Annotated in this window: 17 protein-coding genes; 10 read left to right on the forward strand and 7 right to left on the reverse strand. The window is 73.1% G+C overall.

The features are described from left to right. Nucleotides 1-32: 32 nt before the first annotated feature. Nucleotides 33-1,034: a carboxypeptidase-like regulatory domain-containing protein gene (locus tag ACLIRP_RS02535; protein WP_412062387.1), complete on the reverse strand. Its 1,002-nt coding sequence runs from the start codon at nucleotides 1,032-1,034 to the stop codon at nucleotides 33-35. An 84-nt stretch (nucleotides 1,035-1,118) separates the two neighbouring features. Then, a complete protein-coding gene (locus tag ACLIRP_RS02540; protein ID WP_412062388.1) occupies nucleotides 1,119-3,299 on the reverse strand; it encodes a DUF5666 domain-containing protein in 2,181 nt (726 codons plus the stop codon). Between the two features lie 521 nt (nucleotides 3,300-3,820). Here ACLIRP_RS02540 and ACLIRP_RS02545 point away from each other — a divergent pair. The 3 genes from ACLIRP_RS02545 to ACLIRP_RS02555 all read left to right on the forward strand — a co-directional run bounded on the left by ACLIRP_RS02545 (nucleotide 3,821) and on the right by ACLIRP_RS02555 (nucleotide 6,843). Then, entirely contained in the window at nucleotides 3,821-4,192 is a 372-nt protein-coding gene (locus tag ACLIRP_RS02545; protein WP_412062389.1) for a cupin domain-containing protein, read from the forward strand. Between the two features lie 10 nt (nucleotides 4,193-4,202). Continuing rightward, nucleotides 4,203-5,357: a DUF3095 domain-containing protein gene (locus ACLIRP_RS02550; protein ID WP_412062390.1), complete on the forward strand. Its 1,155-nt coding sequence runs from the start codon at nucleotides 4,203-4,205 to the stop codon at nucleotides 5,355-5,357. Between the two features lie 238 nt (nucleotides 5,358-5,595). Beyond that, complete coding sequence (locus ACLIRP_RS02555; RefSeq protein WP_412062391.1) at nucleotides 5,596-6,843, forward strand: ATP-binding protein; 1,248 nt, start codon at nucleotides 5,596-5,598, stop codon at nucleotides 6,841-6,843. Nucleotides 6,844-6,867: 24 nt separating this feature from the next. On the opposite strand, the gene ACLIRP_RS02560 is transcribed toward ACLIRP_RS02555, so the two are convergent. Together ACLIRP_RS02560 and gyrA are read right to left on the reverse strand one after the other, a co-directional pair. Beyond that, a complete protein-coding gene (locus tag ACLIRP_RS02560; RefSeq protein ID WP_412062392.1) occupies nucleotides 6,868-7,479 on the reverse strand; it encodes a hypothetical protein in 612 nt (203 codons plus the stop codon). Between the two features lie 220 nt (nucleotides 7,480-7,699). Then, the gene (gene gyrA, locus ACLIRP_RS02565; protein WP_412062393.1) at nucleotides 7,700-10,417 is read right to left on the reverse strand and encodes a DNA gyrase subunit A; all 2,718 of its coding nucleotides are present in this window, start codon (nucleotides 10,415-10,417) and stop codon (nucleotides 7,700-7,702) included. 237 nt (nucleotides 10,418-10,654) lie between these two features. Between gyrA and ACLIRP_RS02570 the strand changes: the two genes are divergently transcribed. From ACLIRP_RS02570 to ACLIRP_RS02590, 5 genes are all read left to right on the forward strand, one after another. After that, nucleotides 10,655-11,323 (forward strand): response regulator, encoded by a 669-nt coding sequence (locus tag ACLIRP_RS02570; protein WP_412062394.1) that lies wholly within the window; start codon nucleotides 10,655-10,657, stop codon nucleotides 11,321-11,323. A 103-nt stretch (nucleotides 11,324-11,426) separates the two neighbouring features. Further along, on the forward strand, nucleotides 11,427-11,930 hold the full coding sequence (locus tag ACLIRP_RS02575) for a hypothetical protein (protein ID WP_412062395.1): 504 nt from the start codon (nucleotides 11,427-11,429) through the stop codon (nucleotides 11,928-11,930). 115 nt (nucleotides 11,931-12,045) lie between these two features. Beyond that, nucleotides 12,046-13,497 (forward strand): pyruvate kinase, encoded by a 1,452-nt coding sequence (pyk, locus tag ACLIRP_RS02580; protein ID WP_412062396.1) that lies wholly within the window; start codon nucleotides 12,046-12,048, stop codon nucleotides 13,495-13,497. A 122-nt stretch (nucleotides 13,498-13,619) separates the two neighbouring features. After that, nucleotides 13,620-14,276, forward strand: coding sequence for a hypothetical protein (locus ACLIRP_RS02585; protein ID WP_412062397.1), 657 nt, complete (start codon nucleotides 13,620-13,622; stop codon nucleotides 14,274-14,276). Further along, nucleotides 14,273-14,665, forward strand: coding sequence for an ACT domain-containing protein (locus ACLIRP_RS02590; protein WP_412062398.1), 393 nt, complete (start codon nucleotides 14,273-14,275; stop codon nucleotides 14,663-14,665). The genes ACLIRP_RS02585 and ACLIRP_RS02590 overlap by 4 nt, the downstream gene beginning before the upstream one ends. A gap of 67 nt (nucleotides 14,666-14,732) precedes the next feature. Here the strand turns inward: ACLIRP_RS02590 and ACLIRP_RS02595 are convergent, their stop codons facing one another. Next, entirely contained in the window at nucleotides 14,733-15,200 is a 468-nt protein-coding gene (locus ACLIRP_RS02595; RefSeq protein ID WP_412062399.1) for a hypothetical protein, read from the reverse strand. 348 nt (nucleotides 15,201-15,548) lie between these two features. Here ACLIRP_RS02595 and ACLIRP_RS02600 point away from each other — a divergent pair, with 348 nt between their 5' ends. After that, on the forward strand, nucleotides 15,549-16,556 hold the full coding sequence (locus ACLIRP_RS02600) for a hypothetical protein (protein ID WP_412062400.1): 1,008 nt from the start codon (nucleotides 15,549-15,551) through the stop codon (nucleotides 16,554-16,556). Nucleotides 16,557-16,561: 5 nt separating this feature from the next. On the opposite strand, the gene ACLIRP_RS02605 is transcribed toward ACLIRP_RS02600, so the two are convergent. Beyond that, nucleotides 16,562-16,897 carry a hypothetical protein gene (locus ACLIRP_RS02605; protein WP_412062401.1) on the reverse strand — a complete coding sequence of 112 codons (336 nt, stop codon included), beginning with the start codon at nucleotides 16,895-16,897 and terminating at the stop codon, nucleotides 16,562-16,564. A gap of 9 nt (nucleotides 16,898-16,906) precedes the next feature. Then, a complete protein-coding gene (locus ACLIRP_RS02610; protein WP_412062402.1) occupies nucleotides 16,907-18,319 on the reverse strand; it encodes a NupC/NupG family nucleoside CNT transporter in 1,413 nt (470 codons plus the stop codon). Between the two features lie 191 nt (nucleotides 18,320-18,510). Here ACLIRP_RS02610 and ACLIRP_RS02615 point away from each other — a divergent pair, with 191 nt between their 5' ends. Further along, nucleotides 18,511-19,377 carry a T9SS type A sorting domain-containing protein gene (locus ACLIRP_RS02615; RefSeq protein WP_412062403.1) on the forward strand — a complete coding sequence of 289 codons (867 nt, stop codon included), beginning with the start codon at nucleotides 18,511-18,513 and terminating at the stop codon, nucleotides 19,375-19,377. The last annotated feature ends 37 nt before the right edge of the window (nucleotides 19,378-19,414 follow it).

The following is a 19,414-nucleotide window of genomic DNA, read 5'->3' on the forward strand; positions in this document are numbered from 1 at the left end:
CCTCTTTTCCTCTGCTCCTCTTCTCGTCTCGGCTACGGCACTCGAAAGCCGGCCTCCTTCGACCGGCTCCGGTTGCCGGCCGCGTCGGTCACCCAGACGGTCCAGAAGTAGTCGCCGGGCGCGAGCGGTTCGGTCAGCGCGAGGGCCGTCTGCGAGGCGGGCAGGCCGTCGACGGAGTCGACCAGGTTGGGGATGCCGGCGCCGTCGATGAGGTGGACGTCGACGCGGTATGTGAACGCGAACGGGAGCTGGGCCGGGCGCCACGTCAGCGTCGGCGGGTTTTGGGCGACCGTCTCCAGGCCCTGGGGGCTGGCGGTCAGCGGCGTCTGCTCGATGACGCGGACGAGCGCCAGCGGTGGCCCGAGCGCCGTCCCGCCCGTCACGTCCGTCGCCTCGATGCGGAGCGACTGCCCCAGCAAGGCCTGGACCTGCCCGCCGGGCAGCGTCGCCGCGTCGAACGTCGCGGCGTAGCGGCCGGGCGCGACCTCCGCCAGCGCGGCCCGGAAGCTCAGCGCCTCGACCACGAGCGCCACGCCGTCCACGTCGGCCGGCCGGTCCGGGTCGGTCACGCTCGCCTCGACCTCCAGCCGGAACAGCGGGGACTCGGGAAACCACCGCTCGATGTGGACGGTCCGCGCCGCTTGCGCCTCCACCACAGGCAGGGCGTCGAGCCGGAGGTCCGCGGCGGTCTCGGCGCCGACAGCGACGGTCGCCGTGGTCGTGTCAGCGCGCAGGCCCTCGCCGTCCGCCATCACGGTGTAGTCGCCCTCGGGGAGCCCCACGAGCCGGTAGCCGCCGTCGGCGCCGGTCGTCGCCACGCGCTCGATGCCGCCGCCGACGGGCAGCACGCGGACGCGCGCGCCAGCGCGGCCTTGGAACGGCGGATAGATCCCCGTGACCCGGCCGGCGACCGTCCCCTCGGCGACGTAGCGGTCCGACAGCGGGTCGAGCGGGTTCTCATGCGGCGCGCCGTCCACACACCCGGCCGTGAAGAAGGCCAGTCCGGCGAGCGCGATCCGTGGAGCGAGGGTCATGGCGAAAAGATACCGGGCCATAAACGAACAACGGCGGGGCCCCCCGCGTCCGGGGGCCCCGCCGTGCGAGCGCGTTACGGCGCGCTAGCGGACGACGGTGACCGTCGTGGTGGCGAGGGGGCGGCCGTCGACGGCCACGCGGACGAGGTAGAGGCCGGCGGGCAGGCCCGCCGTGTCGAGCGCCGCCGTGGCGCTTGTCGTGCGGAGCCGGGCGACCTCGCGGCCGAGCGTCGAGTACACGGTGATCGTCACATCCGCGGCCGTCGCCAGCCCGATCTCGACGGTCGCCGAACCGGCGGTCGGGTTGGGGAAGACGCGCAGTGTCGCGGCGGCCGGGGCGTCCTCGGCGGCGACGGCGCTGGCGGCCGCGTACACGACGACGCGGCTCGCGAGCAGCCCGCTCGGCGACGACGTGCCGACCGCGCGGACGGTCTGGCCGCTCGCGACGGCGCTCGCCGAGAGCGCCACGCCAGCCGGCGTCACGATCCGGGCGTCGGGCGCCAGCGTCACGGCGACCCCGCCGACCGTCAGGCCCGCGCCGCCGGTCGCGACGACGCCCGAGGCGCTCGCGGCCGACCGGACCTCGACGCGGCTGGCAACGAGGCCGGCGGCCGTCGCCGTGGCGGTGATCTCGACGCTCATCCCGGGGGCGATGGCGTCGAGCGTGGTCGCGGCGCCGTCGCGGCCGACGAGGGCGGTGCCGGCGTCGATGGCGAACGGGACGCCGAGGGCGACGAGCGTGTCCGGGCGGACCGCCGTGACCGGCGCGCGCAGCTCGACGAACGAGGCGGGGCGGTCCTCGCGCTCGATCGCCGTCGCGACGAGGTCGCCTCCGACCTGGATCCGGGCGTGGATCTCGACCACGTCGCCGGCCGCCAGCCCGGCGGGCACGACGGCGCCGCCGCCGATCGCGAACGCCCGCCCGAGCGAGACCACGAACCCGTCGCCGACGGCGTCGAGCGCGGCCGTCAGCTCGACCTCGTCGTCGAGCCGGTCCTCGATCTGGATCCGCGTCGCCGTGCGGACGCCCGCCGCGTCGACCGTGCCTCGGACCTCGACGATCATCCCGACCGCGAGCGTCTCGAACGTGATCGGCTGGCGGTCGTCGTCGAGCACGACGGTCGCCTCGGTGACCTCGAACCGGAGCCCGGCCACGACGAGCGCACTCGCCTCGAGGGCGTCGATGGTGCCCGTCAGCTCGGCCTCGTCGTCGTCGAAGTCCTCGATCTCGATGCGGCGCGCGACGAGCGACCCGTCGGCCGCGTACACGGCGTGGACCTCCACGAGCTGGCCGAGCGCGAGGTCGGCGGTGGTCAGCGGCTGGTCGTCGTCGCCCTCGACGGCCGTGGCGTCGGTGATCGCGAACGTCAGGCCGGCGACGGTGAGCGACGAGCCGTCGAGCGCGTCGATGGTGCCGGTGACCTCCACGTCCTCGTCGTCGTCGCCCTCATCATCCTCGCCGTCGTCGCCGTCGTCGTCGACCTCGATCTCGGAGGCGACGATCTGGCCCGCGTCGTCGAGAAAGCCCTCGACCTCGACCCGGACGCCGACCCGCAGGTCGTCGCGCGTCGGGTCGCCGTCGCCCTCGATCCGGGTCGCGTCCGTGATGCGGACCGCGAGCGCGCCGACGACGATGCCCGAATCGGTCACGGCCGTGATGGGCCCTTCGAGCTCGATCTCGTCGTCGTCATCGCCGTCGTCGTCATCGCCGTCATCGTCTCCGTCGTCATCGCCGTCTCCGTCGCCGGAGTCGTCGATCTCGATGTGCGACGCGACGAGCGTGCCGTCGGCGGCGGTGAAGCCGTCGACCTCGACGGTCATGCCGACCGCCAGCGTGTCGGCCGAGACGGGGCGCCCATCGTCGTCCGTGACGGCGGTCGTGTCGGTGATCGCGAACGTCCGCCCGGCGACGGTGATCGAGCCGGCGTCGACGGCCTCGATGGGCCCGTCCGCCTCGACCTCGTCGTCGGCGTCCGCGTCGTCGACTCGGATGCGGTCGGCCTCCAGCGTGCCGTCGCTGGCGTAGTCGCCCTCGACCTCGACGTCGAGCCCGACCGCGAGCGCGTCGGCCGTCGTCGCGCCGCCGTCGGCGTCCTCGATCTCGGTGGCATCGGTGATGGCGAACGTGACGCCGTCGACCGTGAGGGACGTAGCGGTGAGAGCCGTGATGGGCCCGTCGGCCTCGACATCCGACAGGGCGAGGGCCGCCGGGGCGGCCGCAAGGAGGATCAGCAGGGCGCTGAGCAGGCGTAGCGAGAGGGTCATGTCCGGGGGAGGGGTGGGATTGGTCCTCCCCCTGTCAAGAGCAGTGCCAGACTCCCGAACCGCCCCTGCCGTGCGCTCCGGGCCGATCCGCTCGCCGGCGCCCGAGCCCGGGGTGCGCACGTGCGCACGCGGTGCGCGCCACGAAAAACGCCCCGCCGGGGAGGGCGGGGCGTCGGGGTCGGGGCGGCCGTCGGCTCAGCCTCGGGAGCCGGAGGGGCCGGCGGCGAGCAAGAGGAGCACGAAGAGGGCCGCCGGCACTGCGAGTTGGAGCGCGAGGATCATGGCGGCGGGGGGAGGGGACAGGTCGTCCTTCGTAAGGACGCCCCCAGAGTTGCGCCGGTCACGCCAAACCCCGCGAGCCGTCGCATCGCGCGCCGAACCGTGTCGGGGGCTGGCTGAGCCGCGAGCGTTCCGGGCCGCGGGCGGACCAACCGGATCCGCGCACGACGGAGACGGGTCCCTGGGGTTCGCGCGCCCCGGCCCTCGCCGGGCTCCCCGTCCTCTCTCCGTCGCCCCCCGCCATGCCGCTCGTCCCGACCCCCGTCCGCATCCCCGTCCCCGGCGGCAAGCTCATCGAGGAGCACGTCGGCCGCGTCGCCAGCGACACCGGCGCCGTCTCGGTCGCCCACATGGTGGCGCCGCCCGGTTGGGACGAGCCCGTCCAGACGCCCGCCTTCGACGAGGTCACGATCGTCATCCGGGGGACCATGCGCGTCGAGCACGCCGACGGCCACACGGACGTGGGGCCCGGCCAGACCGTGCTGTGCCGGGCCGGCGAGCGCGTCCGCTACCTCAACCCGTCCGCCGACGCCGAGTGCGAGTACTGGGCCGTCTGCGCGCCCGCCTTCGCGCCCGACGCCGCCGGGCGGGAGGACGGCCCGGCCGCCGCCTGAGCCGCCCCCCATGGCCTCCGACTTCTACGCCCGGCTCCCCGTCGTCGACCGCTTCGACCGGCTCGTCGACCCCGGCGCCTACACGCCCGTCCCCGACGACTGGACGGTCGTGCTGACCGACGTGATCGGCTCGACGACCGCCGTCGCGGCCGGCCGCTACCGCGACGTCAACTACGTCGGGGCCGCATCCATCGCCGCCGTCCTCAACGCCTCCGGCCGGGCCGACCTGCCGTTCGTGTTCGGCGGCGACGGCGCCACCCTCGTGGTGCCGCCCGAGCACCTCGAGACCGCGCTGGCGTCGCTGGCGGCCTTGCAGCGCCACGCCGAAGAACGGCTCGACCTGAGCCTGCGTGTCGGCGCCGTTCCGGTCGGGGTGGCCCGGGAGCAGGGCCACGAGATCGCCGTCGCCCGCTACCAGGCGTCCGCGACGTACGCCCAGGCCTTGTTTTACGGGGAGGGCGTCGGGTGGGCCGAGCGCCAGGTGAAAGACCCCGAGACGGCGGACCGCTGGGCCAGCCACGCCGAGCCGCCCGCCGACGGCGCCGACCCCTACGAGGGCCTGGAGTGTCGCTGGCAGGACGTCAAGAGCCCGCGTGGCGAGACGGTCTCGCTGCTCGTCGAGGCGGTCGGCGACCGCGCCGCCGAGACCTACCGCGAGGTGCTCGGCGCCATCGCCGAGGTCTACGACGACGAGACGGCCCACCCCGTGGCCCTCGACCGGCTGCGGCTGGCGGTCACGCCCGAGAAGTTCGGCCCCGAGGTCCGCCTGCGGCACCCCGGGCAGCGGCGCCGCGCGCGCGCCAAGCTTTGGGCTCTCAACCTGATCGGTCGCGTCCTCATCCGGTTCGGCATCGAGACGTCCGAGACCGATTGGGCCCGCTACCCGTCCCTCTTCCGCGACGCCACCGACCACCGCAAGTTCGACGGCGTCCTGCGGATGGTGCTCGCGGGCTCCCCGGCCGACCGCGAGCGCCTGGAGCCTCTTCTGGACCGCCTGTACCAACAGGGCCGCCTCGCCTACGGCCTCCACGTCTCCGACCGCGCCGTGCTGACGTGCCTGGTCTACGAGCGGATGGGCCAGCAGGTCCACTTCGTCGACGGCGCCGGCGGCGGGTACACGCAGGCGGCCGTCGGGCTCAAGCGCCGCCTCAAGGCCCTGGCCTGACAGAGGGGGGCGAGAGAGACCTCGCGCGGGCTCCTGCCGACCCGCTGGGCCAGCGGGCGGATTTCCGCCAGCGGGGCTCACCCTGCGTCGTGCTCGGCAGGCCCCCCGCGCTCGGACGTGCAGAGGGACCGCGCTGAGAGGGGACGGCCTGCGCGCCCCCCAACTCGGGCAAGCACCCGGCTCGCGCTTACGCCGCCCCACGTAGCATCGATACCAAGCGTGCCTCCCGCACACCCCGATGGTCCTTACCGAGACCCGCCCGCTCGCCCGCCCGTCCGAGGCGCCCGCCGTCACGCTGGCCCGCCTCCGCCGCCTGCTCGACGTGAGCGTGGCGCTCAACGCGCTCGGCGACACCGACCGCCTGCTCGACTTTATCGCCCGGACGACGACCGAGGTCTTGGGGTGCGAGGCCGCCTCCATCATGCTCTTCGACGAGGCCACCGGCGCCCTCCGGTTCGCCGCGGCGACGGGCGAGGCCGGTGCCCAGCTCGTCGGTGGCGAGGTGCCCCTCCGCGCCAGCCTCGCCGGGATCACCTTCCTCGAGGACCGGATCCTGCACGCCGCCGACGCCGAGTACGACGAGCGCCGCCACCGCGAGTTCGACGAGGCCACCGGCTTCGTGACCCGGGCCTGCCTCTGCGTGCCGATGCGCGTCGACGGCCGGCCCGTGGGCGTGCTCCAGGCCCTCAACCCCCGCGGCGAGGCCTTCGACCGGGCCGACGCCGAGGCCCTGCTCATCATCGCCTCCCAGGCCGCCGTCGCCATCCGCAACGCCCGTCACGAGGCGGCCCTCCAGCGCGCCAACGAGCGGATGGCCGGGCTCGACCGGCTCAAGTCCAACTTTATGGCCATCGCCTCCCACGAGCTCCGGACGCCCATTACTGCCGTCCAGGGGTTCGGTCAGATCCTGGCCGAGGAGCTCCGCGGCGACCTCCACGCCGATGCCATCGCCGTCGTCCGCGCCGGCGAGCGCATGATGGATGTCGTCGAGACGCTCGACGTGATGGCCGGGCTCGACGAGGACCTGGGCATCCACCCCGGCACGCTCACGTCGATGGCCGCCGTGCTGGGCGCCGCGGCCGACGCCGTCGCCCCGGCCGCCAGCGTCTCCCTGCCCGACGGGCCCCTCCTGGTCGAGGGCCACAGCACCCGCCTGCAGCTCGCGTTCTCGAACGTGCTCCGCAACGCCGTCCAGTTTTCGAGCGGGGGCCCGGTCCGGCTCGCCGCCGAGGTGGCCCACGGCGAGGTCCGCGTCACGATCGCCGACCAGGGCCGGGGGCTCGCCGCCGCCGACCTCGAGCGGGTCTTCGAGCCCTACCACCAGGTCGCCGACCCCGACTCCCGCGACCACGAGGGCCTGGGCGTCGGCCTGACGGTCGCGCGCGCCGTCCTCCTCCAGCACGGCGGGCGGCTCTGGATCGAGAGCCCCGGGCTCGGCCAGGGCTGCACCGTCCGCGCCCGCCTGCCGCTCGCCGCCGCGGCGTAGCGCACGTCGGGCCAGGGGAGGACCTCAGCCCCGCTCGGCGAGGAGCGCCGCCCCCGACCCGGCCTTGCCCCGGATCCGGTCCAACGCCGCCCGCGCCGCGGCCCCCGCCGCGGGCGTCAGCCGGTCGAACCCGACGCGCATCGAGAACGCCGTCGTCGAGGAGGAGCGCTCGATGCTGGACCGGCCTCCGACACGAGAGAAGAGCACACTCACGAGCCCGTCCGTGTCGTTCGCCACGGTGATCGTTTGGGTCGCCCCGATGGGGTACCGGAGCACCTCCGTCCGCCCCATGAGGCCACGGACGACGACAGCCCGCTCATTTGTCACCGCGTACCGCGTGGACCGGAGCAGGGCCCGCGACAACGCCGGGATCCCGAGCACGAAGCCGACGGCGAGCCCCCCGCTCGCGAGCAGGAAGACCGCCAGGATCCCGCCCGCGCCCTCCATCTCGTCCCGGTTGGCCCACCCCATCAGCAGGAAGAACACGAACAGGACGGCCATCAGGTAGCCGGCCCGGCGGACCATGCGCACGGCCCGGGTCCCCGTCCCCGAGGGGTCGGGCTGCCCCTGCCAGAGCAGCGTCTCGTCCGGGCGGAGCACGTGGCGAGGGTCGTGCGGGTGAGCGGTGTCGGACATGGGGGCGACGGGAGGGCAGGGACGGACGCGACCGACGGCCTCCCAGCCCCGCCGCGTGGGCGATCGAGGGGGGGAGGCCCGCCCCTCCCTCCGCGCTCCGGTCCCCCGCCGGGTCACTGCGCCCCGCTCGCGCACGCCGCCCCGCCGGCGCACGTCCCCCACCCGTGCGGCCCCCACCTGCCCCCTGCAGGCGACGCACTGCCGCCAGCAGGGGAGGGGCCTATTCGGTCGCGTCGTCCGTCGCCGTGTCCACGGCCGGCGCCGCGTCGGCCGGCATCGCCTCCAGGCCCGCCTCCGTCGCCTCGACCGCCGCGTCCTCGTCGTCCTCGATCACCACGCGCGCCACGTCCGCGATCGCGTCGTTGGCCTTGAGCTTGAGCACGCGCACGCCCTGGGTGTTGCGGCCGTACTCCGAGATGTCGGCGACGGCCATCCGGATCATGATCCCGGCCTCCGTCGCGATCATCAGCTGATCGTCGTCGAGCACGCTCTTGATGGCGACGAGCCCGCCCGTCTTGGGCGTCGTCTTCTGGGTCAGGATGCCCTTGCCGCCCCGGCTCTGCGTGCGGTACTCGTCGAGGTCGGTCCGCTTGCCGTAGCCGCCCTCGGAGATCGTCAGCACCTGGGCGCCGTCGCGGCGGACCGTGATCATGCCGACCACGCGCTCGCCGTCGGGCAGCTTCATCCCGCGCACGCCCCGGCTCTTGCGGCCCATCGAGCGGACGTCGTTCTCGTGGAACCGGATGGCCTGGCCGTGCGAGGCGCCCAGCAGCACCTCGGTGTCGCCGTCGGTCAGCTTGGCCTCGATCAGCTCGTCGCCGTCGACGATGTCGATGGCGATGATGCCCGTCACCATGGGCCGCTTGAACGCCGCCAGCGCGGTCTTCTTGACCAGACCCGCGCGCGTGGCCATCAGCACAAAGTGGTTCTCGAGGAAGCCGTCCTCGGCGTCGTCGCGGAAGTCCTCCTTCTTGATCGCCACGACGGCCCGGACGCGGTCCTCGGGGTCGATCTGGATCAGGTTGCGGATCGAGCGGCCCTTCGCCGTCCGCGTCCCCTCCGGCACGTTGTAGACGCGGAGCCAGTAGCACTGGCCGTGGTCGGTAAAGAACAGGAGGTAGTCGTGGGCGCCCGCCGTAAAGAGGTGTTCGACGAAGTCCTCGTCGCGCGTGCCCGTGCCGCGGTGGCCGGTCCCGCCCCGGTTCTGCGCGCGGTACTCGTCGATCGAGGTCCGCTTGATCAGCCCCTGGTGCGTGATCGTGACCACGACGTGCTCGTCCTCGATGAGGTCCTCGAGGTCGATGTCGCCGCCGCCCATGATGTCGATCTCCGTCCGGCGCGGGTCGCCGTACTTGTCGGCCACCTCGCGGAGCTCGTCGGCGATGATCTGCATCCGCAACGGGCGCGAGGCCAGGATCGACTGCAGGCGCTCGACCTCCTTGAGGACGTCGGCGTACTCGGCCGCGATCTTGTCGCGCTCCAGGCCCGTCAGGCGGCTCAGGCGCAGCGCCAGGATCGCGTCGGCCTGGGCGGACGAGAGCCAGGGGCGCGGCGTAAAGTCGTCGCGCGTCAGCGCGTAGCCGACCGACTGGCGCTCGCCAGTGATCGCGACCGGCGAGGCGTCGGGCAGGCCCAGCCGCTCGCGCTGCTCGGCCGTCAGCCGCTGCGGGTAGACGCCCGCCATCAGGTTGTCGCGCGCCGCGTCGGTGTCGGCCGAGTGGCGGATGATGGCGATCACGGCGTCGAGGTGGTCGAGCGCCAGCGTCAGCCCCTCCAGGATGTGCGCCCGCTCCTCGGCCTTGCGCAACTCGAACTCCGTCCGCCGCACCACGATCTCGTGCCGGTGCTCGACGTAGTGGCCGATCATGTCCTTCAGCCCCAGCGTCTTCGGCCGCCCCTGCACCAGGGCGATCATGTTCATCCCGAACGTCTGCTGGAGCTGGGTGTACTTGAACAGCTGGTTCTGCGTCACCGCCGGGACCGCGTCGCGCCGCAGCTCGAGCACGATCCGCATCCCGTCGCGGTCGGACTCGTCGCGCAGGTCGGCGATCCCCTCGATCTTCTTGTCGCGGACCGCGTTCGCGATCTTCTCGATGAGCGTCGACTTGTTGACCTGGTACGGGATCTCGGTCACGACGAGCGCATCGCGGACGACGCCGTCGCCGCCGCGCCGCTTGATCTCCTCCTCGTGCATCTTGGCGCGCATCACCACGCGCCCCCGCCCGGTCCGGTACGCCTCGCGCACGCCGCCGACCCCGAAGATGACGCCGCCCGTCGGGAAGTCCGGCGCCGGGATGTGCGCCATCAGCGCGTCGAGCTCGATGTCCGGGTCCTCGATGTACGCCACGATCCCGTCGACCAGCTCGCCCAGGTTGTGCGGCGGGATGTTCGTCGCCATGCCGACCGCGATGCCGCTCGCCCCGTTGAGCAGCAGGTTCGGCAGCGCCGCCGGGAGCACGGACGGCTCGTCGAGCGACCCGTCGAAGTTGGGCGTGTAGTCGACGGTCTCCTTGTCGAGGTCGCGCAGGAGCTCCTCGGCGATCCGAGTCAGCCGGGCCTCGGTGTACCGCATGGCCGCGGCCGAGTCGCCGTCGACCGACCCGAAGTTGCCCTGCCCGTCGACGAGCGGGCCACGCACGGCGAAGTCCTGGGCCATGCGCACGAGCGCGTCGTAGACCGACTGGTCGCCGTGGGGGTGGTACTTGCCCAGCACCTCGCCGACGATGCGCGCCGACTTTTTGTGGGCCCGGCCCGCCGCCAGCCCCAGCTCCTGCATGCCGTAGAGCACGCGCCGCTGCACCGGCTTGAGCCCGTCGCGCACGTCGGGCAGCGCCCGGCTCACGATCACCGACATCGAGTAGTCGATGTACGAGGACTTCATCTCCTCCTCGATGTTGATCGGGATGATCCGGGAGGAGCTGTCGGGAATCTCTGCCATGGGGGCCGTGGGGGGACGAAAACGGGCTCGGTCGATCTCAGCGAAGATACCGCCGCCCGGTGCCATCGGTCCGTCGCAGGGCGGGCTTGCGGGCACCCGCACGGGGTCTCCACGGGCCGTCCGCCGCCGCCGCGCGCTGGGCCGCAGCCTCGAGCGTCTCAGGGACTCCCTGAGGCCTCGATGGCGCGCCTTGGCCGTCCGCTCCGTACCCTCCAAGATTCCGCCCGCCTTTCCGCCATGGCCGACACGCCGACCCGCATCCTGATCGCCGACGACCACCCCATCGTCCGCCAGGGCCTCGAGCGCCTGATCGAGCCCGAGCCCGACCTCGAGATCGTCGGCGAGGCCGCCACGGCCGACGACGTGCTCCAGGCCGTCGACGACGGCGGCGTCGACTTCGTGGTCCTCGACATCGGGCTAAAAAAGGGCTCCGGCTTAGACGTGATCGGCCAGATCCGCTCGCGCCGCGAGGACTTGCCGATTCTGGTCCTGTCGATGCACCAGGAGCGCTTCTACGCCGAGCGCGTGCTGCGCGCCGGGGCCCAGGGCTACGCCATGAAGCAGTCCGACCCCCAGGAGATCGTGCCGGCCATCCGGCGCATCCTGGCCGGCGACCTCTACCTCAGCGCGACGCTCGCCGACGAGCTCGTGCGCCGGGCCGTCGAGGGCCGCGACGAGGGCGGTCCGGTCGCCGAGCAGCTCTCCGACCGGGAGTCCGAAGTGGTGCGCCTGATCGGCGAGGGCCTGTCGACACGCGAGGTGGCCGAGGAGCTCAGCTTGTCCGTCAAGACCATCGAGAGCTACCGCGCGAATGTCAAGCGCAAGCTGGGCCTCAAGAGCGGGTCGGAGCTGGCGCGCTACGCCTACGACTGGGTCCACCGCGCGATGGGCCTGGAGCAGGCGTAGCGGCTCGGCCGGCCGAGCGTAGGCCCCGGGAGACCTCGCTGCGCCCGTCGGTTTAGGCCGGGCCGCGGCCGGTCGATACCCCGTCGGATCCCCCTCCCGACCCATGCGCCTCGTCCTCGCCCTGCTGTTCGCCGTCGCCCTCGCCCTGCCGACGGCCGCGCAAGACCGTTTTGCGGCCACCTGCCTCGCCTCGGTCGCCGCCGACGCCCCGGCGGGCCTCGACGGCGCGGCCTTGTGCGGCTGCGCCGCGTCCGGCGCCCTCGCCCAGGGCGTCGCCCCCGCCGACCTCGACGCCTCGGTCGATATTCTCGAGGAACGGACCCAGACCGCGAGCCCGGCCGTCGAGCAGGCAGCCGTCGTGGCCACGGAGGCGCTCATGGCGTGCGCCGTCCAGAGCATGACGGCCGGCAGCACCGGCGGCACCGCCAGCACGGGCGTGACGGCCGAGGTCGTGGTCGGCGGCCAGACGATTACGGGCGCGGCGACCCTCAACATCACCCCCGCCGCCCGACCGCTCCCGGCCGGCCTGAGCACCGGGAATGGCACCGGGACGGCCCAGGGCCGCCAGATGGGCAAGGGCGCCCCGATCCGCATCACGAACCAGTAGGCGGGGGCGCTGCCCGTGGGGAAAGCGCTTACGCATTCCTCGGCTCGGCCCCCTGGGGCGTGTGTAGGTTGACGCCGCTCCGGCTTCCGGGGCGCCCGTCCACCCCCCGCACGCCATGGCTCGGCCCACCCCTCGTCGCACCAAAATCGTCTGCACGCTCGGGCCTGCGGTCTCCACCCAGGAGGGCGTCCGCGCGCTGATCGGGGCGGGCATGGACGTGGCCCGGCTCAACTTCTCGCACGGCAGCCACGACGACCACCGCCGGATGATCGAGATCGTCCGTGAGGAGGCGCGCGCGGCCGGCCGGATCGTGCCCGTGCTGCAGGACCTGCAGGGCCCCAAGATTCGCCTGGGCCTGGTCCGCGACGGCGGCGTGCTCATCCACAAGGGGAACGCGCTGGTGCTCACCTCCGAGCCGGTCGCGACCGGCGACGAGCGGCGCGTCCACGTCAGCTACGACGCGCTCGCCGAGGAGGTCGCCGAGGGCAACCGGATCCTGCTCGACGACGGCCACCTCGAACTCGTCGTCACGCGGATCGACGGGGCCGACGTGCACACCGAGGTCGTGGTCGGCGGGCCGCTCCGCAGCCGCAAGGGCGTCAACCTCCCCCAGCTCAAGAGCGCCCGGCCGTCGCTCACCGACAAGGACCTCACGGACCTCGCCTTCGGCCTCGACCACGACGTCGACCTTCTCGCCCTCTCGTTCGTCCGCTCCGGCTCCGACGTCGAGGACCTGACGCGGCGGATCGCGGCGGCGGGCAAGAGCATCCCCGTCATCGCCAAGGTCGAGAAGCCCGAGGCCGTCGAGGACTTCGACGCCGTGCTGGCGGCGGCGGCCGGCGTGATGGTGGCGCGCGGCGACCTGGGCATCGAGATCCCGATGCAGAACGTGCCGATCGTCCAGAAGCGGCTGATCCGCGCGTGCCTGGAGGCGAGCAAGCCCGTCATCACGGCGACCCAGATGCTGGAGTCGATGATCGACAACCCGCGCCCGACGCGCGCCGAGTCGACGGACGTGGCGAACGCCGTGTTCGACGGGTCCGACGCCGTGATGCTCTCGGGCGAGACGGCGGCGGGCAAGTACCCCATCCAGGCGGTCCGCGTGATGGACGAGATCGTCCGCGCGGCCGAGGCCAGCCGGGGCGAGCTCGGCGGGCGCGCGGCGCTCGTGGCCGTCTCCCACCAGGACGACCCCATCACCGACGCCGTCTCGTTCACGGCCGTCAAGCTGGCCCAGGAGACGGAGGCCGAGGCCATCTGCTGCCTGACGCACTCGGGCTCGACGGCGCGGTCCATCGCCAGCCACCGCCCCGACGTGCCGATCTACGCCTTCACCGACGACGAGACGGCGCTCGGGCGCATCGCGCTGACGTGGGGCGTCGAGCCGATCGCCATCGAGTTCCAGGAGCACACCGACGACGGCGTCCGCGCCGTCCACCGCGAGCTCCTCGCGCGGCCGGGCTTCGACAAGGGCGCCCGCGTCGTCGTGACGGCCGGGCTCCCGCTCCCGGCCATGGGGCGGACGAACATGATCCACGTGACGACGCTCGGGGAGGACTGGGTCTGAGGGGGGACGGGGGACGGCCGCTATTGCGGGTGCGCCCATCTCGGGCCCGAGGCGGAGAGACTGGGCCGAGCCTCCCGCGCTCCTGCGCTCGCTAGCTTGCGTCGTCCCCGCCCGACTCTGCCATGCGCCCGATTCTCGCCGCCCTCGTCCTCGTCGCCCTCGCCGCCGGCTGCGCCGAGAGCGGGCCGCCGTCCACGCCGCCCGAGGGCTGGGTGGCCGCCAGCGACACGCGCTGGTACCTGCCCGGCACCGACACCACGCGCGCCTTCCGCGACCTGTCGACGATTGAGGCCATGGGCGTCGCTCGCGACGGCGAGTTCGTGCGCTGGGTCCAGGAGCGGATGACGGACCTGTACCGCAGCGAGCCCGAGGTCGTCGACTCCGTCTTCGCCGCCGAGTTCATGGACGACGTCGAGGCGGGGATCCCCAACAGCGCCGACCAGGAAGCGACCGAGGCGCTCGTGAACCGGATCAAGACCGAGTTTTTCCAGCGCTACAACGGCTCGCGGTACCAGCCCCCGGCCGAGCCGCTCGCGCTGCCCGCCGAGCTGTCGGCGGTGAGCGGCCGCGTCGCCGCCCAGGTCTACGTCAACGAAGCAAACGAGCCCGTCGCGATCTGGCTCGTCGAGGGGACCGGCACGGCGGTCGACCAGCTGTTCATGCGCCGCGTCCTCGACGGGTCGTACTCCGACGCCTGGGTCCGCGAGCGGGCCGGCCGCGTGGGCGGGACCGAGATCGAGGGCTGGGTCCACGTCGAGACCGACTTCACGGGCGAGTGACGCTCGACCTCGTGCCCGGCCGGCTGGCGGTCGGCCGCCTGGCCCCCGACGCACCCGTCTCGGACTGGATGACGACCGGCGCCGTGTCGAGCGTTACCCGGACGGCCGCCGAGCTGTCGGTCGTCTGCGCCGAAGCTGCCGTGCCCCCGGACGTGGTCGCCGAGCGCGGCTGGCGGGCGCTCACCGTTCGCGGCCCGCTCGACTTTGCCCTCACCGGCATCCTGGCCGGGCTGGCGGCGCCGCTCGCCCAGGCGGGCGTCTCCATCTTTGCGCTCTCGACCTACGACACCGACGTGCTGCTCGTCCGCGACCGCCAGCTGGCGCAAGCCGTCGCGGCGCTCCGGGCGGCGGGGCACGAGGTGGAGGAGAGCAGAGGAGACGATGCGTAGAGGAGACGAGGAGGCTTGTGACGTGGCCTCTGCTCTTCTTCTCGTCTGATCCTCTTCTCCCAAACCCTCAGCGGCGCCGGATGGCCTCCGGGACGGCCGCCAGCCAGCCCGCGTCGAGCACGCCCCACAGGCCGATGGCGATGGCCTCGGCGGCGTCGTGGCGCAGGCTCCCCTTGGGCCGCTTGGCCCCGCTCCACTCGATGACGGCGCGCGCCAGCCCGTCGGCCGCCTCCTTGGCGCCCGCGCCCGACCGCTGCTCGCGGGGAAGGAGGAGCGCCTGCCGCCAGACGTGGGCGTCGATCACGCGCGCCCGCCGCCCGGCCTTCTCGGCGGCCCGCTGCCAGATCTCGGCGATGTCGCCGCCGCCCTCGAGCACGACGCGCTGGGCCTCGGCGTGGTCGTGGAGCAGCGACCCGGCGGCGCGCCGCAAGCGGGCGCGGCTGCCCAGGTTCTGCGAGCGGTACGAGACGAGCCGCCCGTCGCGGCCGTAGAGCGCGAAGCCGGTGCGGAGCCCGAGGTCGACGGCGAGGAGCAAGGCGGGCGGGGGAGGGGGAGCACGGCGTCGCCGCAGAGAGCGGGTAGCGCGCGAGGGCAGCGAGGGTTCCGACGCGCGCACCGTGGCGGGCCGAGTCGTGATTTCGCAGGGGGCGATGGCACGACGCTACGGTCTGAGGCCACCTTCCGTCCCCCGTCCCCCGTCCCCCGTCCCCCGTCCCCCGTCCCCCGTCCCCCGTCCCCCGTCCCCCGTCCCCCGTCCCCCGTCCCCCGTCCCCCGTCCCCCGTCCCCCTGACCTCCCGCCCCCTCGTCCCGGCCCTCGCCGTCGCCGCCGCGCTCATATGGGGCTATGGCGCGCTCGACCCGGTCGCCTTCGCCGAGGCCGGCGTGAAGTACTACGGCCCGATGGCCGAGGCCGCGCCCGGGCTCGACCTGGGCCAGAACCAGCCGTACGTCTTCCGCTGGCTGGGCCCGTGGCTGGCGGGGCTGCTCCCGCTCGCGGTGCCGACCGCGTTTTACGCGTGGGCCGTCGTCGGCTCCCTCGCGCTCGCGGCGCTGACGTACGCCGTCTGCCGGGCGAATGGCGCGACCGCCGGCGCCTCGGCGCTGGCGGTGCTCCTCCTCGCGGCGAACCCGTACCTGTTCGGGTTCAACGTCTTCAACATGTACCAGCTCGGCGACCTGCTGGCGCAGCTCGGGCTGGGCGCGGGGCTGTGGCTGCTGTGGCAGCGCCGCTACGCCGCGCTCGCCGTCGTCCTCGCCGTGACCGTGCTGGCGCGCGAGCCGGCGATCTTGATGGCGCCCGTCGCGGCCGTTCACCTGTGGGAGCGGGGGCGGCTGAGAGAGGACGGCTGGCGGCTGGCGCTGGCGCTCGTCCCGGTCGTGGTGCTGTTCGCCGTCCCGCGCCTACTGCTGACCGAGCAGGAGGGCCCACACCTGGTCCAGACGTTCCTCAACGCCAGCGGGAAGGCCGCCGACCCCGGCACGTGGGCGCGGCTGTTGGTGAACGCCTGGGTGCCGGTCGTGGCCGTGCTGGCGGTCTTCCCGCGCGAGACCGTGGGGTGGCTGCGCGGCCACCTCCACCTCGTCGCCCTCTTTGGCCTGACGCTCGGGAGCGCCTTTTTCGGCGGCGACCAGGAGCGCCTGATGCAGCCCGCGATCTGGGCCGTCTACCCCGCCGCCGCCGCCGTTTTTTCGGATCGCTGGCGGGCCCGACCCGTCGCGACGGCCGTGTTGCTGGCGGCGGCCGCGCTCACGAGCCTGCACCACATCACCGCCCGCTTCCCGCTGCCCGACCGACGGCTGACCGCCGTGCTCGCGGCCGTGGCGCTGGCGCTGGCGTTGGGCGCCGCGCTCTGGGTCCGCCGGCGCCCGTCCCCGGCCGCCGCGCGCTGAGCGGCCTAGGCGAACAGGACGGGAGCGAGGAGGCCGAGCGCGAAGAGGATCGGCGTCCAGGACCGGACGGGGATGAGCATGAACGTGTGGACGGTCCCCTTCACGGTGAACGGCTCGCCCGTCTCGGCGTCGACCACCGCCCGGCCGGGCGAGTCGGGGAACCGCTTGGCCAGCGCGGCGACCAGCGCCCCGGCCACGATGAACCCGAGGGCCATCGGCCACGTGTGCTCCTGGTAGTAGGCGGGGTCGCCGGTGGCCCCCTCGACCGCCGCCTCGGCCGCGATCAGGCAGCCGAAAGCGATGAGCGGGACGAGCAACCCGTGTCCGGTCCAGGCGATCATGGCCGGCGCTTAGCCGAGCAGCACGCCGGCGATCGTCGCCGTCATCAGGTTCGCGAGCGTGCCCGCAAAGACGGCCTTGACGCCGAGGCTCGCGATCTCGCCGGTCCGCTCCGGCGCGAGCGGCCCGATCCCGCCGATCTGGATGCCGATCGACGACAGGTTCGCAAACCCGCACAGCGCGAACGTGGCCATCACGATCGTCTTGGGTTGGAGCGAGCCCGCGCCGAGCGCGTCCGCGAACAGGCTATAGGCCACGAACTCATTCGCGATCACCTTCGTCCCCAGAAAGCTGCCGAACGTGGTGATGTCGACGGTCGGGACGCCGATGAGCCAGGCGATGGGGGAGAGGACGACGCCCAGGATGCCCTCCAGCGTCAGCTCGGCGCCGAACAGGCCGGCGCCCCAGCCCAGGATGCCGTTGAGCATCGCGATGAGGGCGAGGAACGCGATGAGCATCGCGCCGATGTTGAGCGCGAGGTGGAGCCCGTCGGCGGCGCCCGTTGCGGCCGCGTCGATGACGTTCTTGGGGCCCTCGTCGACCAGGTCTTCGATCGTGGCCTCGGTCGCGAGGTCGCTGGCGGTCGAGGGCTGCGTGGCCTCGCCGGCGTCTGTCACCGGGACGACCGTCTTTTTTGTGTCGAGGTGGTCGGGGGCGGTGAGCCGGGCCTTTTCAGGGACCAGGATCTTGGCCAGCACAAGCGCGGCCGGCGCGGCCATCACGCTCGCGCCCAGCAGCTGCTCAGCGAAGAGCTGCTGCCCGGCCTCGACGGCGATCCCGGCGACGCTCGCGTAGCGCTCGCCCAGGAACGCGACGTAGCTCGCGAGCACGCCGCCGGCGATCGTCGCCATCCCGCCGGTCATCACGGCCATCAGCTCCGAGCGCGTCAGGTTCTTGATGTAGGGCTTGATGACGAGGGGCGCTTCGGTCTGCCCCACGAAGATGTTGGCGCTCACCGACAGCGACTCCGGGCCGGACGTGCCGAGGGCTCGCTGGACCACGAAGGCCACGCCCCGGACCACCCACTGCATGATGCCGAGGTAGTAGAGGATCGACATCAGCGCCGCGAACACGATGACGGTCGGGAGCACGTAGGCGAAAAAGAAGAACCCCAGCGAGCCCTCGGCGCCGGGCGACAGCGCCAGCGACCCGAACACGAACGTCGCGCCGGCCTCGACGGCGGACAGGAACGCCACGAACAGCCCGGCGACCGCCGCAAACGCGGCCTTCGGCCACCCGAACGGCGAGAACACCTCGGCGAGCGCCTCGCCCTTGAGGAACAGGACCGCAAACACGAGCTGGAGCGCCAGCCCGGCCCCCACGGTCCGCCAGCGGATGGCGCGGCGGTCGGAGGAGAAGACGACGGCGAGGGCGACGATGCCGGCGAGGCCGAGGAGGCCGCGGCCGATCGAGACGATGTCCATGCGGGGCGGGGGGCGAAACCGCGAAGATAGCCGGGGTCCGGCCGTACGCGGCCCGAGCGGCGGGCGCGGAGCGCGGGTGATCCATTTGTAGGTGGCAGAGAGGGCTCGTATCTGGCATCATGGGTTGGCGGCCCTGCTGCCCGCACAGAGAGCGGAGGGGCTCGCCTCCCTAGCCACAGACCCGATACGAGATGCGCAGCGCCCTCCGCCTTTCTCTCCTGCTACTCGCGCTCCCCGCCGCAGCCCAGCCCGATTGGCTGGCGTTCTTCCCGGGAGCCGAAGGGGACACGTGGACCTACGACTACGCGCGGACCGACTGCGACCGTCCGCCGGGCGGCTGCACCTCGGTCTACGAGACGGTGACGATCCGCGTGGTCGGGACTACCGACATGGACGGCGTGGTGGTGCCGATCGTCGAGGGGCCCGGTGGGCGGGCCGCCTTTGGAGTCAACCCGGCCGACACGACGGTCGTCCGCGAGGTCCTGGAGGACAATGGGTCGGGCCTGCCGATCACGCCGCCGCCTGCGTGCAACCTTCCTCGGATCGTCCAGAACGCCAGCGCTGAGCCGATGGAGGTGCGAATCGGAGAGCGGACCTACTCGCTCCGCTGGGCAGGCTTCAACTGCTCGCCCGGCATGCAGTATTCCGAGGGCGTCGGCCTGGTCCGGTTCGACTGGAGCCGCAACAACGGGGGGGGCGCCAGTGAGTTTGAGCGATGGAAGCTGAGAGGCGCCGTTATCGGCGGGGAGAGTTACGGGAGTTACGCGACCTCGGCGTCGCCGCAGGTGCCGGGGGCAGACGCCTTCCGAATCAGCCCGAACCCGACGACGGAGCGGGCCACCGTTCGCCTCCACCTCGCCACGCCGGAGGAGTCCGTCCACGTCGAAGTGATTGACGTGCTCGGGCGGGTCGTCTGGCAGTCAACCCCGACGGCGGCCGGGGTCGGGACGATTTCGCTCGAGATCGACCTGAGGTCGCTATCGGCGGGGGCGTATGTCGTCCGGGCCGTGGCGGGGAGCCAGACGGTAGACGTTCGCCGGTTGACGAAGGCCCGGTAGCCGGCTCCAGGCGGGCGGGCGCAACCTCCGGAACGGC

This window comes from Rubrivirga halophila (assembly GCF_046845755.1).
GTDB lineage: Bacteria > Bacteroidota > Rhodothermia > Rhodothermales > Rubricoccaceae > Rubrivirga.